1 pseudogene is annotated in these 245 nt (G+C 49.8%); it reads left to right on the plus strand.

The window, feature by feature from the left end:
* A pseudogene (locus tag A3766_RS31985) lies at positions 1–245 on the plus strand (hypothetical protein); the annotation flags it as partial.

Below are 245 nucleotides of genomic sequence, written 5' to 3' on the forward strand. Positions count from 1 at the left end.
CCCGTTCCAACCATACCTGCACTAAAACCAAGCCCCATAAGTTTTAGCTCTGCACCTACAGACGACAGCTTTCTTTACCAGTCACTTGTTATTAGCGCACCAATAGACCGGAGCGCACTCCACTCAGGCACGGGTGACATCACTGTAAGCACCATATTAGAGCCTTCATTAAGAGCAGAGGACAAACTGCGCTTTCTGCTGGATGGTGCCGAAGTTGCATTACAAAAAGGGGCGAGCTTGCTGCT

The organism is Oleiphilus sp. HI0132 (genome assembly GCF_001635845.1).